We start from the raw sequence: 901 nt of genomic DNA, 5'->3' as shown, positions 1-901 counted from the left end.
TCAATTTTGCTCTCTCTCCGATGATGGTTTGGTCGGAAAGTTGCTCTTCTGATTCAGATGAACCCTGCTGCAATGAAAGAGTTAGGCATTGAACACGCCTCACCTCAGGATTTCTCTAATCCGTTATTTCAACTGTTTAAACTTAAGCTATCACCGCACTTGAAAATGGCCGCTCAAGGGCAACGTTGACGGGCATTAATGTGCCATCGGAGAGAAAATTTTCGCTGGAACTTATCTCCCATTGTGGTGGAAAACGGCATCAGCGGCATCATTGTGCAAGGTCAAGATATTACAACCCTGATTGATGCGGAGAAGCAAAGTAACCTTGCTAGGCGTGAAGCAGAACAGTCTGCCAAAACCAGAGCTGATTTCCTCGCCAAGATGAGTCACGAGATTAGAACACCACTCAACGGTATTCTAGGCATTGCTCAGCTTCTAAAAACGTTCGGTGAACGATGCAGAGAACTTAAAACAAGTGGATGTGCTGTGTAATAGCGGAGAACATTTACTGGCAGTGTTAAATGATATTCTAGACTTCTCTAAGATTGAGCAAGGCAAGTTCAATATCAAAAAACGCGACTTTAACTTTTACGATACCCTCAATACTTTGGAGAATATTTATCGGCCAATTTGCCGTGAAAAGGGGTGAAGTTCGAATTCCAATAACCAGATCCCACTCGATTGCCAATTGCACACTGACCAAGTCAGGTTGAATCAAATTATGTTTAACCTGATCAGCAATGCGGTGAAATTTACCCCTACGGGCCGAATTGAGGTTTCCTTTAAGCTTGAGCAGTTTGCGCGCTCGGAGCACTCCATTTTATCGATACAAGTCAGTGATACGGGCATTGGTATTGACGAAAGTAAGTTAGAAAGTATTTTCGAACCGTTTGTTCAGGCG

The 901-nt window shown here is 43.4% G+C and carries 1 pseudogene; it reads left to right on the top strand.

From position 1 onward, the window contains the following. Positions 1–901 (top strand): annotated as a pseudogene (locus tag CIK04_RS29530) (sensor histidine kinase); the annotation flags it as partial.

Source organism: Vibrio sp. 03_296, from assembly GCF_002265885.1.
Note: the sequence above shows the minus strand (reverse complement) of the source record. Positions and strands in the feature narration are given on the sequence as shown.